Annotated in this window: 11 protein-coding genes; 2 read left to right on the top strand and 9 right to left on the bottom strand. The window is 67.0% G+C overall.

The genetic code is table 11. From position 1 onward, the window contains the following. The 7 genes from G3O00_RS32960 to G3O00_RS32930 form a co-directional block, all read right to left on the bottom strand. Positions 1-1,295 (bottom strand): LLM class flavin-dependent oxidoreductase (locus G3O00_RS32960; protein ID WP_206145496.1); only part of this gene is annotated, 1,295 nt, incomplete at its 3' end. A gap of 7 nt (positions 1,296-1,302) precedes the next feature. Further along, a complete protein-coding gene (locus G3O00_RS32955) occupies positions 1,303-2,352 on the bottom strand; it encodes an LLM class flavin-dependent oxidoreductase (RefSeq protein WP_206145495.1) in 1,050 nt (349 codons plus the stop codon). Between the two features lie 63 nt (positions 2,353-2,415). Then, positions 2,416-3,363 carry an ABC transporter substrate-binding protein gene (locus G3O00_RS32950; protein ID WP_011355137.1) on the bottom strand — a complete coding sequence of 316 codons (948 nt, stop codon included), beginning with the start codon at positions 3,361-3,363 and terminating at the stop codon, positions 2,416-2,418. 56 nt (positions 3,364-3,419) lie between these two features. Further along, entirely contained in the window at positions 3,420-3,980 is a 561-nt protein-coding gene (locus G3O00_RS32945; RefSeq protein WP_206145494.1) for a GNAT family N-acetyltransferase, read from the bottom strand. A 320-nt stretch (positions 3,981-4,300) separates the two neighbouring features. Further along, positions 4,301-4,702: a type II toxin-antitoxin system MqsA family antitoxin gene (locus G3O00_RS32940; RefSeq protein WP_206145493.1), complete on the bottom strand. Its 402-nt coding sequence runs from the start codon at positions 4,700-4,702 to the stop codon at positions 4,301-4,303. After that, complete coding sequence (locus tag G3O00_RS32935; protein ID WP_206145492.1) at positions 4,699-5,001, bottom strand: type II toxin-antitoxin system MqsR family toxin; 303 nt, start codon at positions 4,999-5,001, stop codon at positions 4,699-4,701. Before G3O00_RS32935 ends, G3O00_RS32940 begins: the two co-directional genes overlap by 4 nt. Before the next feature lie 103 nt (positions 5,002-5,104). Then, positions 5,105-6,145, bottom strand: a complete 1,041-nt coding sequence (locus G3O00_RS32930; protein ID WP_206145491.1) for a succinylglutamate desuccinylase/aspartoacylase family protein — start codon at positions 6,143-6,145, stop codon at positions 5,105-5,107. Between the two features lie 467 nt (positions 6,146-6,612). On the opposite strand from G3O00_RS32930, the gene G3O00_RS32925 reads away from it, so the two are divergent. Continuing rightward, positions 6,613-6,996 (top strand): nuclear transport factor 2 family protein, encoded by a 384-nt coding sequence (locus G3O00_RS32925; RefSeq protein WP_206145490.1) that lies wholly within the window; start codon positions 6,613-6,615, stop codon positions 6,994-6,996. 267 nt (positions 6,997-7,263) lie between these two features. Here the strand turns inward: G3O00_RS32925 and G3O00_RS32920 are convergent, their stop codons facing one another. Then, on the bottom strand, positions 7,264-7,539 hold the full coding sequence (locus G3O00_RS32920; RefSeq protein ID WP_174929387.1) for a hypothetical protein: 276 nt from the start codon (positions 7,537-7,539) through the stop codon (positions 7,264-7,266). Between the two features lie 256 nt (positions 7,540-7,795). Continuing rightward, a complete protein-coding gene (locus tag G3O00_RS32915; RefSeq protein ID WP_206145489.1) occupies positions 7,796-9,346 on the bottom strand; it encodes a sensor domain-containing diguanylate cyclase in 1,551 nt (516 codons plus the stop codon). Positions 9,347-9,866: 520 nt separating this feature from the next. Here G3O00_RS32915 and G3O00_RS32910 point away from each other — a divergent pair. Further along, positions 9,867-12,743 carry a molybdopterin cofactor-binding domain-containing protein gene (locus tag G3O00_RS32910; protein WP_206145488.1) on the top strand — a complete coding sequence of 959 codons (2,877 nt, stop codon included), beginning with the start codon at positions 9,867-9,869 and terminating at the stop codon, positions 12,741-12,743. Positions 12,744-12,791: the final 48 nt, after the last annotated feature.

Here is a 12,791-nt window from a genome sequence, read left to right as displayed (position 1 = left end):
GCCTTGCGCGGCAGCCCGAGGTGGTCGCGCAGCGTCGCACCGGGCAGGTCGCGGCTGTAGCGGCCGCGCGCCTCGAGCGCCGGGATCACGAGTTGGACGAAATCCTCGACGCCCTGTGCCTGTACCGCAAAGCCGAGGATGAAGCCGTCGCCCGCACCCGCGTCGTGCCAGCGGATCAGCTCGTCGGCGACATGCTCGGCCGTGCCGATGAAGTTCGGACGCGGCGTGGCGACCGCGAGCGCCGTCTCGCGCAGCGACAGGCCTTTCTGCTTCGCGTCGGCCTTGATCCGGTCGGTGGTCGAGCGGAAGCTGTTGCGGCCGAGTTCGCCGAGTTCCGGGAACGGCGCATCGAGCGCGTACTGCGTGAAATCGTGGTGATCGAAATAGCGGCCGAGATACGCGAGCGCTTCGTCGATCGTCAGCAGGTTGCGGATCGCCTGGTATTTGTCCTCGGCCTCGGCCGCCGTGCGGCCGACGATCGGCCCGATGCCGGGGAATATCTTCACGTCGCTGCCTTGCCGGCCGTGCTCGATCGCGCTCTGCTTCACGCGCCGCGTGAACGCGGCCGTTTCGTCGAGCGACGGCGAATGCGTGAACACCGCATCCGCATACTTGCCCGCGAGCCCGATGCCGGTGTCGGACGAACCGGCCTGGAAGATCACCGGCTGGCCCTGCGGGGAGCGCTGGATGTTGAGCGGGCCCGCAACCTGGAAGAAGCGGCCGTGGTGGTCGAGCGTGTGGAGCTTGTCGCGATCGAAGAAGCGGCCGGTCGCGCGGTCGCGCACGAATGCGTCGTCGTCCCAGCTGTCCCACAGGCCCTGCACGACCTCGAGGTATTCGTCGGCGATCTCGTAGCGCAGTTCGTGGTCAGGATGCGCCTTGCCGAAATTCTTCGCGGTGCCTTCGAGCGGTGTCGTCACGACGTTCCAGCCCGCGCGACCGCCGCTGATCGTATCGAGCGACGCGAGCTGGCGCGCGACCGTGAACGGCTCGCTGTACGACGTCGAGATCGTGCCCGCGAGCCCGATCTTCTTCGTCGCGACCGCGAGCGCCGACAGGACGGTCAGCGGCTCGAAGCGGTTCAGGAAGTGCGGGATCGACTTCTCGTTGATGTAGAGGCCGTCCGCGACGAACGCGAACGCGATGCCGGCGGCTTCCGCCTTGCGTGCGATGCCGATCGCGAAATCGAGGTTGATGCTCGCGTCCGGCGGGTTGCTCGGATGCCGCCATGCGTTCATGTGGCTGCCTGCGCCTTGCAGCATCAGGCCGAAGGGGATCGATCGTCGGGTCGTCATGGGAGCGTCACGCGTCCTGGTCAGGGGAAAGGGAGCGGTCGGCCGCGAGGGCCGCCTGCAACGGCGTGGCCGACAGCGCGCCGCCGAGCCATTCGGCCGATGCGAGCCGCGCCGCGTAGTCGGTCACCGGCGAATCGATCACGAACGCATCGACGTCGAGCCGCCGGCTCAGTGCATCGAGCGCGCGGTGGATGCGCTCGGGCGTATCGGCGAGCACCGTCGGGCGCAGCTCGTCGATCCGGTAGTCGGACGCGCCGCTCTGCCGCGCAAATTCGGCGGCTGCCTGCGCGCTGGTCAGGTTGAAGCTCTGGCCGCCCGCGAACTGCAGCTTGAAGATCTTCATCGGCCCGATCAGTTGCTCGGCTTCGTCGCGCGTCGGTGCGGCCACCGCGTACAGCGCGACCAGCGGCCGTGTGCCACCCGCGCTGCGGTACGCGTCCAGCGAGCGTTCGAGGTTCGCGTCGTCGCCGTTGAAATGCCCCGCGTAGCAGAAGCGCCAGCCGTTGCGTGCGGCGAGCGCGCCGCTGTCCGGCGAGCCGCCGAGCAGGATGCGTTCGGGCGGCTGCGGCGGCACGGGCAGCGCGACCGCGCCGGCGAGCGGGTGATCCTCGGCGACGCCCCAGCCGAGAAATGCGTCGAGCTCCGCCAACTGGCCCGCGAAGTCCGGCTTGCGCGCCTTGTCGTGGAACCACTGCAGCGCGCGCGTGGTCAGCGGCAACCCGCCGGGCGCCTTGCCGATGCCGAGATCGACGCGGCCCGGCGCGAGTGCGGCCAGCACCTTGAAGGCTTCGGCGACCTTGAACGGGCTGTAGTGCTGCAGCATCACGCCGCCCGAGCCGACGCGAATGCGCGACGTATGCGCGAGCAGGTGTGCGACGACGATTTCCGGCGCCGAGCTCGCGAAACCCGGCGTGCCGTGATGCTCGGCGACCCAGAAGCGTTCGTAGCCGAGCTGTTCGGCACGTTGCGCGAGCGTCGTGGTGAAGCGCAGCGCGTCGGCGGCGTTCGCGCCGTCGGCGATCGGACTCTTGTCCAGCAGCGAAAGCGAATAAGACATGGTGGGCGGCGTTCCTGCGTGAGCGTGGGGAGAGCGTGAATGGACGGTAGGCGGGCGCGGCGCTTAGCTCTTCGGCAGCCCCGGCGGATTCGTGCGCGACTGGTCGATCGCTTCGGACGCGAGGTTCCAGCGGTCGAGCACCTGCTGGTAGCGGCCGTTCCTGATCAGCCCGTTCAGCGCGACGGTGAGCGGATCGGCGAGGCCGCTGCCGCGGCGCGTCGCGATCGCGATATCGGCCGTGCGCGGCCAGCCGCCGCTGATCGCGCCGACGAGCCGCGTCTTGCCTTGCTGCGCGCTCTGGTACGCGAGCACCGAGTTCACGCTGAACACGACGTCGGCGCGGCCCGACTGTACGGCGACGATACGCATCGCCTGGTCGTCGTAGTACTGGATCTGCACGGGTTTCAGCCCGTGCGCGACGTTCTCGCGATCCCACGCGAGCAGGATCTTTTCCTGGTTGGTGCCGGCGTCGGTCACGACACGCAGCCCCGCGACGTCCTTCGGCTCGCGGATCGCCTGGATCTTGCTGTCGTTGCGCACGTAGAAGCCGACCTGGTCCTTGCGGTAAGTCGAGAAATCGAACTTCTGCTTGCGCTCTTCGGTGACGGTGACGTTCGAGATCACCGCGTCGACTTTCCCGGATTCGAGCGCGAGCGGCCAGTCGGCCCACGCGAGCGCGACGATCTTCAGCTTGCGGCCGAAGCTGTCGGACACGAGCTGGCCGACGTCGGCGTCGAAGCCGATCACCGTGCGCGCGTCGGTCGCATACGAACTGATCGGCGGCAGGCTCGGCGCAACGCCGATCGTCAGCGTGCCGGGTTCGGCGAACTTGAACGACGCGGGCACTGCGCGCTCGACGGCTGCATCGGCCACGCCGCGCGGGCGACCGCGCTGTTCGGGGCTCAGGTCGAACGTGGCGGCGGCCGCGGCTGCGGCGAATGCGGTCAGGCCGATCAGCGCAGCGGCCAGCGTGCGCGCGGCACGGGAAGAAAGCGGTACGGCTCGTTGCATGAAGGCGTCCTGTGGTGGCAAGCGGAGATCGGAGGGATGCTGGGAGGCGGTCGCGGTCAGCGCGACAGCACTGGTTCGGGCACGGGCGCCCACAGGTCGGTCAGCGTCGACGTGCGCGATGGATCGGCGAGATCCTTGCCGAACCGCAGGTGGAAATACGCCTCGGGGGCGATCGACGAATCGAACAGTCGCGTATAGCCGGTGCGGTCGTACAGCGCCCATGCTTCGGGCTGGCGAAACCCGGTGGTCAGGTAGATGCGGCGATAGCCTTGTTGCGCGGCGCGCAGTTCGAGCGCCTCGACGATGACGCGTGCCAGGCCCTGGCGGCGCAGGTCCGAGCGGGTCCAGATGCGTTTGAGCTCGGCGGTCTGCGCGTCGTAGCGCTTGAACGCGCCGCCGCCGATCGTCTCGCCGTCGCGCAGCAGCAGCACGAAAGCGCCTTCGGGCGGCGCGAACAGTTCGGCCGGGTAGCGTGCGAGTTCTTCGCGCGCGGACGCGTGGCTGTCGGGGCGATCTGCGTGGTAGCGGGTCGAATATTCGTCGATCAGCGCGTCGATCAGCGGTTGCGCGCGTGCGTCGAGCGTCGTCGTGTCGATGATGCGGTCGGTCGTGGCCATGGGCATCGCGAAGGGCGCGCGATGCGGACATTCCTGGCGGGGTGCGGGCACGCGGCCCGTCCGGTCTGTTCCGTTATCGCGACGCGGTTGTCGTGATGGCGGCGGCCGGTGCACGTCCTGCTGCGATGCAGATGGCGGGCCGCCGCCGTTTTGAACACGTTAGCGGCGCGGCCGGCAAAGGCGAACGAAGCAATTTCGATAAGGATTTCGCAGCGGACGTCAGAAGGCTTGCAGGGGGAGTGGGGTGAGTATTGCGAGGGGAGCGCGCATGCGTCGAAGCCCGTGCTTGACGCATGCGCGTGATGCCGACGGGCGAGCGCCTATGCGGCTCGTACTTCGGCGAGGAGATCCGGATGGCGATCCAGGAGCTTCAGCAATTTCACGAGGGCGAGCGGCGGATTCGTCTTGCCCGTTTCGTAACGGGAGAACGCGTTGATGCCGCCGCCGAAGATCTCGGCCGCCTCGCGCTGATCCAGCCTCAGCTTCTTGCGCACCTTCGCGATGTACTTCGGGTCGACGATGGTGGCGTTCACCTGCTTGTTGAACTCGGTGATCGCTTCGCCGAGACGGGTCGCCTCGTCGAGATCCAGGACCGATTCCCCGCAGGCCGGGCAGAAATCGCCGGTGATATCGCGGACGACAGTCGACTGGCCTTTATAGGTATAAGGGATGTCTCGCGTGTCGCGGACCAGCTTGGCCGCACCGCATGCGGGGCACTTCATGTTCTTCGCTCCTTGAAAGACACGATCAGCACATCGTCGATCACCGTCAGTTTCAGGTACACGTCGCCACGCACCGTGAAAGGCCGGTAGACGTCCTGCCAGATCGTGTGGTCGGCGTACGTCGTCATGCTCTTGTGGAAGTCGAGATCGGTCAGCGACAGCACGACACCGAGCGCCTCCCTTTCCGTGAAACCCAGTTGTCGAGCGCCGAGTACCGCACTCGTGGTCAACCGGACCTTGCCGGTTTCGACTAGCGCTTTGACGCGAAGCAGCTTGCAATGAGGCGTTCTCTTTTCCATCTGCGATCATAACCAAGTAAGTTAATTTGTCAAGTTGGTTAATGGCGAGCGCATGCCGTCCGCCATGACTGGCAGACAGCAAGGAAAGGAGATGGGTCCGGATTTAGGCCGTCTGGCCGATGCTCGGCGGCGTCGACAACTCGGCCAGCTGAAACAGGCAGTCCCCGCGCTGCACCTGCGCGGGCACGCGCTTGCACACCACTTCGCCGTCGCCCTTGAAGCGGTGCAGCACCGGTTCGCGCAGCGGCGTATCGGGGAAATGCACCCACGCGGCCGGCTGCCCGGCCTTCACCTGATCGCCGAGTTCGACGAGCGGCTCGTACAGCCCGCGCTCGTACGCGTAGACGAAATGGCGGTCGCCGTCGACCCGCATGAAGCGCGTGACGGTGGGCGGCGCATCGGGCACGAGCGCGCCGTGCAGCAGCCCGATATGGCCGAGGTAGTGCAGCAGCCCGTGGCGGCCCATCCGGATCAGCGACGGATCGGCCATGCCCGCACCGCCGAGTTCGGTCACGATCGAGATCGCACCCTGGCGCCGCGCGGCCGACGCCGAATGCACGGGGTTCGGTGCGTGCAGCAGCGCGTTGTGCAACCCGAACGCGACCAGCAGCCCGTTGAGTTTCGCGGCTTCGTCGGCGTCGAGCGGATCGATCGCGAGCATGTTGCCGCCCTGGTACAGCAGCGAGCTGCCGCCGGAGTGCAGGTCGACCAGATACTGCGCGCGCGACAGCAGCGCGTGCTCGATGTAATGGGCGATCATCTGCGTCGGCGTGCCGGTCGGGTTGCCGGGAAAGCTGCGGTTCAGGTTGCCTTCGTCGAGCGGCGACACGCGCAGGCCCGCGTCCGCCGCCGGGAAATTCGCCATCGGCAGCAGGATCAGCTGCCCGCTGACCATCCCCGGCTCGATCTCGCGCATCAGTTGCGACACGATGATCTGGCCTTCGTACTCGTCGCCGTGATTACCGGCCATCACGAGTGCGACCGGGCCGTCGCCGTTGCGGATCGACGCGATCGGGATCGGCAGCCAGCCGTACGCCGAGCGGTGCACGGAATGCGGCAGCCGCAGGTAGCCCGCGTGCTTGCCGGGTGCGTCGAGATCGATTTCGCAGTGGATGGGATTGCGGTGCGAGGAAGAGGCGGTCATGGCGGCATCGTTCGATGAACGGAATTCGCCATCTTATCGGGAAACGACCGCCGCGCGGCGGACCGGGCGCGCGCAACGCCGGCGGTCGTCGACCGGCATGCACACGAATGCGGGTCGTCGGGCTGCGTGATCGGTACGCGAGGCCGTATTCATTCCGTCGCGCTGCCGATGTTCGAATTTGATTCGTCAAGCTGCGCTGCGGTCGTCGATGTCTGCCCGGCGGGCGTGATTTCATGGGCGATTCCCTGCATCCGATTCCATCCTCCAGCGGAGCGGAAGACGCCGTTCGCGAAAGTCGGCAACAGGCCGGAAGCGATCGGTCGACGCGGGATCGAAGAGGCAGGCAAATCGCGAAGTCGCGCTTTCGTCAGCCGCTACCTATCATGATTCGTGGCGCATCTACGTCGTCGAGACGGACAAGTGCGGGTTTGCTCCACGACCCGTGAAACGGTATCCGGAGGCATTTCATGCAGGAAGAGGGAATACGTGTAGCGCTGAATGCGCACTGGCAAGCGTCGGCGGGCGGAGATCTCGACGCGGAACACGATATTTACGATGACGCTGTCGTCTGTGACTATCCACAGTCAGGGGAGCGCATCCTCGGGCGAAAGAATTTGCAGGCACTGCGGAGCCATCATCCAGGCAAGCCGGCTGGATTCGACGTCAGGCGAATTCAAGGGGAAGGCAATCTGTGGGTCACGGAATACTCGATCACCTATGACGGGCGACCGACTTGCACGGTAAGCATCATGGCGTTCCGCAACGGCAAGGTCGTCCACGAGACCCAGTATTTTTCGGATCCCTTTGAAGCGCCGGGTTGGCGGAGGCAATGGGTTCAGCCGATCGCGTGACAACGCATCGTGGCGAGACAAACCTTGCTGCTACGACCGCACGATTCCCGTTCCAAACCCGGGGTTCGCCTCTCTCGGCCGGCTGCGGGCGGTGAAGTGACGTCGCGGCTTCGCCAGCGGAGACGGATTTTGATCGACGAGGACGGCACGCGAGACTGCGCGCGATGTTGCAGCGGTGAACGCATGCCGGTGCGCCGGCCGGCCGCATGCGGGCCCGATGTTTCGCGCCGGCCCCTTGCCGCGACAGGGCCGGCGCGTGCAGCCGGCTTACCGGCCCGATGTTTCAGCTTCGAGACGTCCTTCTTCCCACAGTGCCCAGAAACGGCTGCCGGCACGATACGGATTCGCGCGGCGTGCGACGTGATCGGCGACGCCCTGGCGAAATGCGCCGTACAGCGTCAGCGGTGGATTGTCGACGCATCGGGTCTCGCGTGCGGCCGGCATGCGGCGTTCGGACACGAGCCGGCGGATCAGCGATGCGCCGTCGATCACATCCAGTTCGTCGATGGTTTCGCTGCGGCTGAGGACTTCGACGGTATTCATGTTGGGTCTCCCTGACAACCTGTTTCCCTGACAGGGAGCAATAAGAGTGCCAGGTTTGAAAAGCCTTGCGCTGTGTCGATCGTGCCGGCTTCTGCAGCCAACGTGACGAGTGGCGAGCGGCGATGTTACGGAACACGTCACGTGACACGCGAACGTGCGACGCCACGTGCGATCACGCAAAGCGTTTCGGAATTGAATCGTCGTGAGGATGCGGAGCGGGAGAAAGCGGGCGATGCAGCCTGCGTGCGCAGTCGGGTCAGCTCGCGGTGACCGGCGTGACCCGGCTGCTGCCGCTCGAATAGAAGCGGTAGATTCCCTTGCCGGCCGACTTCGCGTCGTACAGCGCGCTGTCGGCCTGCCGGATCAGTTCGTCGGGGGAGCCGTGCCCGTCGTCGAGCGCGATGCCGATGCTGATCCCGAGGTTCACCGTCTCGCCGATCGACAGCGTGTACGGTGCCGAGATCCGTCGGATGATGCGCGCGGCGAGAAGCGAGCACGCGTGCATCGTCGTGTCGTCGATCGCGACGACGAACTCGTCGCCGCCGATTCGCGCGGCCAACTCGCCGGACGGCAGCGTCTTGCCGAGCCGCACGGCGACCTGCGTCAGCACGTCGTCGCCGGCCTGGTGGCCGAACCGGTCGTTGATCGCCTTGAAGCCGTCGAGGTCGAGGTACATGACGGCGAGCGCGGCGTCCGGCGTGCGCGGCCGGCGCGCGAGCATCCGCTTGAGCTGGGCATGCAGTTCGTGGCGGTTCGGCAAACCCGTCAGCGCGTCGTGTCGCGCGAGATGCCGGATGTGCTGCTCGGTCTGGCGGCGCGCGGTGACATCCTCGACGATGATCACCGCGTTGCCGTCCGGCACGCGATGGCGCGTCAGTTCGAGCTGGCGGCCGTCGGCGAGCACGACGTCGAGCGGCACGGGTTCATCGCAGGTCAGCCAGACCTCGCACTGCGCGGCGAGACTGGCGCCACCGGGATCGGTCGCGTCGTTCGCGCCGAGCGCAGCGATGACGGCGGGCAGCGGCGTATCGAGCATGATCTCGCGCGGCGAGCCGAACAGTTGCGCGGTGCGCCGGTTCGCGACGATCACGCGGCGCTCGCCGTCGATCATGCACAGGCCGTGCGGCATATAAGTGAGCGCGGCGTCGAAGCGTGCGACGAGTTCGGCGTTGCGCTGGCGCGCGGCGATCAGCGCGACGAGCACGCGATAGTGACGCTGGACGACCGTGCGCATCGCGGCCAGATAGATCGCGAGCGGCGGCAGCAATAGCCACGCACCGGACCGGTGGGCCAGTAGCGCACCGACGCCGATCGGCAGCACGCCGAGCGTGACCTGCATCATCGCGAGCCGCGGCAGCGCGGAATTGCGCGACGCGATCCCGCCGAACACGCCGCCCGCAACCATCACCGACAGTGTGCCGAGCTCGACGTCGACGGCCTGCACGCAGCCCATCACGCCGAGGCCGAGCACGAAGCACGCGACGAGCGACACGGGTGCATAGCGCATCGCCCAGTATTCGGCGCGGTCGTCGCCGGCGTCGCGCTGAACCGTATAGGCACGCGCGATCGAGAGCCGCGCGATGAGCAGGCCGGCGTCGACGATCAGCCACGCGAGGCACCAGAACTGCTGCAGCCGGATCAGCGCGACGGCCGCAACGAAGCCGCTCGCGAGTCCGGAGAGTGCCATCGGGCGGACGTCTTCGAACAGCGTAACGAGCATCGACGGGCGCAGCGCGGCCGTCACACGGTGGTTGCCGGAGGGGGGAGTGGCGAGAACGGAGTGCAGGAGAGATGTCCTGACTGCCATGGTTTTTAACCTCGACACGATGTCGCGTGATGTCGCGATGGCTGGCGGCGCCCGCACGGCACATGGCGGAAGCCCGGCCAGGCCGGATGCGCACGACATTACCATGAAACACGGGCGGCGCGGGTTGCCCGGGCAAGCCGGCGGCACCGGGCGCCGCATCGGCCAATAGTCGTAAACCACGCCCGCGAAAGTCTTGCGCATTCGCCGGCGCGGGGGCAGCATCGTTGCGAACGGAATGCGTCGCGGCGACCGGCAGGAGACCGGTTGCCATGCACTGCGGGCATGCCCGTCGGGCGCGGTCAAACCGATCGAAACCGCTGCAAACGAGGTCGCGATGCAGACGAATCGCGTCCCGCGACCGGCTGTCGCAGCCCGGCTGAATACCGTTATAAGAAATTCAATAAGTATTTCATGCGAGAAATACTATAGGCGATATATCTAAAACAATGCCAGAATGCGCGCCGCTCCGAACGTCGCGACACCCGATCGCCGTCCGAGCCGCATCAGGAGGTTCCCCCCAATGAAAAACCACGGCCTGTCACGGCGGGGTTTTCTGAAAGCCAGCGTGCTGGCGGGCGTCGCAGTGTATGTCGCGCCCCTGGGCAGCCGCGCATTCGCGGCGCTCTTCGAAGAAAAACTCCTCACCCCCGTCAAATGGGATAGCGTCACCGGCATCCCCCAATTCCGCATCGACGGTATCGCGAAGGTCACGGGCTCGAAAGTGTTCGCCCGTGACGTGCGCGCAGCCGACATGCCTCACTGGCCGCAGCAGCAGTCGCATGCGCTGATCCTGCGCGTCACGCAGGCCGATCGCACGTACGAGGGCTTCGACCTGTCGCTGCTCGGCGACGACCTGAAGCCGGACCGCGTGGTCACGGCCGACGATCTCGTGCGCGACGGCGTCGCGTTTCCGACGTTCTACGGCGACGACATGTTGCTGCCGGCCGGCAAGACGCCCGCGTATCTCGGCCATGCGGTCGCGATCCTCATCTACCACGACTTCGCGCGCTTCCGCTTCGCGAAGAACGCGCTCAAGTTCCGCGACGACGTGATCCGCTACGGCGCGGTCACCGGCCCGCTCGAGCGCGATCCGTGGGGCACCTTCCGCTACGTGCGGGTGGGCGGCAAGACGGCCTATGACGACGACGTCTATTCGAGCCTGAAGGACGCGCCGATCTTCCCGAGCATGATGCGCAAGCACCTGCCGGTGTGGCCGGACGGCAAGGAGCACGGCAAGCTCGACGAGCAGGGCATGTTCCTGGCCGGGCAGATCGCCGGCGAGCTCGACCATCCGTCGGCCGACTGGCTCGTGTTCGACCGCGAGTACAACACGCAGTCGGTCGACACGTCCGCGCTCGAGCCGGACAACGCGAACTGCTGGTACGACAGCGCGACGCAGTCGCTGCACCTCGTCGTGCCGACCCAGTCGCCGCTCGAAGTGGCGGAGAACGCGGCCGCGATGGTCGCGAAGTGTCGCTTCCCGGTGAACAAGCTGTTCGTGCATCCGTGCTACACGGTCGGCTACGGCTCCAAGGATCACTTCAACGTGCCGTTCTACGGCCTCGTCTGCGCGCTGTACGCGGACGGCCGCCCGGTGCGTTTCGCGAACGACCGCTACGAGCAGTTCCAGACGTCGCTGAAGCGTCACGCGTTCAAGATGCATTACCGGATTGCGGTGGACCGCAACACGGGCCTGCTGCAGTCGTTCAAGGGCGACTTCGAGGCGAACGGTGGCGGGCGCTCGAACTTCTCGCCGTCGGTGGCGATGGTGGGCGCGACGGCTGCGCAATCGATCTATTACTTCCCGAAGAGCGACCTGGCTGCCGTCGCGATCGCGTCGCGCGCGATCGATGCCGGCTCCGCGCGTGGCTACGGCACGCTGCAGAGCATGGCGGCGACCGAGATGGCGGTCGACGAGATCGCCGCGCAGCTGAACATCGACCCGATCGATTTCCGCCTGCGCAACGCGCTGCGTTCGGGGATGAAGAACACGCAGGGTGCGATTCCCGCCGGCGCGCTGCGCGTCGACGAGGTGCTCGAGCGTTCGAAGCAGCATCCGCTGTGGACGCGCCGTGCCGCACGCAAGGCCGAATACGAGGCCGCGAACCCGGGCAAGCGCTACGGCGTCGGCTTCGCGTGCGTGCAGAAGGACTTCGGCACGGGCGCGGAAGCGTCGTTCGCGAAGGTCGAATTCGACGAGAACGGCAAGGTGTCGCTGCAACATACGGCAGCCGAGATCGGCACCGGAATGTCGACGTCGCAGGCCGTCGCGGTCGCGAAATGGCTGGGCCGTCCGGCAACGGAAGTGCGCGTGGCCGTGACCGAATGGCCGGACCTGCCGGTCGAGACCAGCGGCGATCCGTACATCATGTCGCAAGCCGACCAGGATCGCCTGAGCGCGAACCCGCGCTGGTCGCCGAGCTATGCGTCGCCGTCGAGCGCGACGAACTCCGCGTACTACTTCACGCACAGCACGCGCGAAGCCGCGCGCGCCGTGTTCCGCTACGGCCTGTGGCCGGCCGCGATGTCGATCTGGACGCGCGGCCTCGGCGGCGGCCAGGCCGCGCCGTACACGATCCGCATCGAAGATGCGCGCTGGGTCGACGGCAAGCTGACCGCCGACGGCCTCGAGCCGCTGTCGTTCGAGCAGCTCGCGAAGCAGGCCTATGCGCTCGGCCTGCCGACCGGCGCGGTCGTGCACGTGTTCAACCGCTGGCAGTGGACCGACGCCGAGTTCGAAGTGGGCGGCTCGGTCGAGCGTCTGCCGATCGACGGGCTGTCGCTGCGCGTCGGCGCGCCGAAGACGGGTGACAACGGCCCGGTGCCCGGCACCGCCGCACCGGCCGGCGCGACCGCGATGCGCGGCACGCTGGCGCCGACCGCGAACGGCTACCGCGTGCTGGACCGCAAGCGCGTGTTCATCCCGCCGACGAGCCGCAACAACGCGGCCGTCACGTACTACACGGCAGTCGGCACGCTGGTCGAGCTGGCCGTGCACGAAGCGACCGGCAAGGTCGAGCTGCTCACGCACCACTCGATCATGGAATGCGGCAACCAGATTTCGCCGCAGCTCGTGTCGGGCCAGTTGCAGGGCGGTCTCGCGATGGGCATCGGCCACGCGCTGCACGAGTACCTGCCGCTGTATGAAGACGGCCCCGGCAACGGCACGTGGAACTTCAACCGTTACCAGCTGCCGCGCGCGTCCGACGTTGCCGTCTGGACGCAGACGGGCGACGTGCTGCCGCCGCTGTCCGAGACCGATCCGCCGAAGGGCGTCGCCGAAGTGGTGATGATTCCCGTCGTCGGCGCGATCGTGAACGGCATCGCGCACGCGATCGGCCATCGTTTCACCGACCTGCCGGTGACCCCGCAAAAGATTCAGGAGGTGCTCGCATGACGACCGCCCAAACCGCGGCTTCGGCCGCGAGCGCCAGCGCCGCTGCGA

The organism is Burkholderia sp. Ac-20384 (assembly GCF_017104605.1).
Classification (GTDB): Bacteria; Pseudomonadota; Gammaproteobacteria; order Burkholderiales; family Burkholderiaceae; genus Burkholderia; species Burkholderia lata.
Note: the sequence above shows the minus strand (reverse complement) of the source record. Positions and strands in the feature narration are given on the sequence as shown.

Bases quoted from the DNA above. Each gene is read 5' to 3' on its own strand.
- G3O00_RS32955 (WP_206145495.1), bottom strand. From the start codon at position 2,352: ATGTCTTATTCGCTTTCGCTGCTGGACAAGAGTCCGATCGCCGACGGC.
- G3O00_RS32950 (WP_011355137.1), bottom strand. From the start codon at position 3,363: ATGCAACGAGCCGTACCGCTTTCTTCCCGTGCCGCGCGCACGCTGGCC.
- G3O00_RS32945 (WP_206145494.1), bottom strand. From the start codon at position 3,980: ATGGCCACGACCGACCGCATCATCGACACGACGACGCTCGACGCACGC.
- G3O00_RS32940 (WP_206145493.1), bottom strand. From the start codon at position 4,702: ATGAAGTGCCCCGCATGCGGTGCGGCCAAGCTGGTCCGCGACACGCGA.
- G3O00_RS32935 (WP_206145492.1), bottom strand. From the start codon at position 5,001: ATGGAAAAGAGAACGCCTCATTGCAAGCTGCTTCGCGTCAAAGCGCTA.
- G3O00_RS32930 (WP_206145491.1), bottom strand. From the start codon at position 6,145: ATGACCGCCTCTTCCTCGCACCGCAATCCCATCCACTGCGAAATCGAT.
- G3O00_RS32925 (WP_206145490.1), top strand. From the start codon at position 6,613: ATGCAGGAAGAGGGAATACGTGTAGCGCTGAATGCGCACTGGCAAGCG.
- G3O00_RS32920 (WP_174929387.1), bottom strand. From the start codon at position 7,539: ATGAATACCGTCGAAGTCCTCAGCCGCAGCGAAACCATCGACGAACTG.
- G3O00_RS32915 (WP_206145489.1), bottom strand. From the start codon at position 9,346: ATGGCAGTCAGGACATCTCTCCTGCACTCCGTTCTCGCCACTCCCCCC.
- G3O00_RS32910 (WP_206145488.1), top strand. From the start codon at position 9,867: ATGAAAAACCACGGCCTGTCACGGCGGGGTTTTCTGAAAGCCAGCGTG.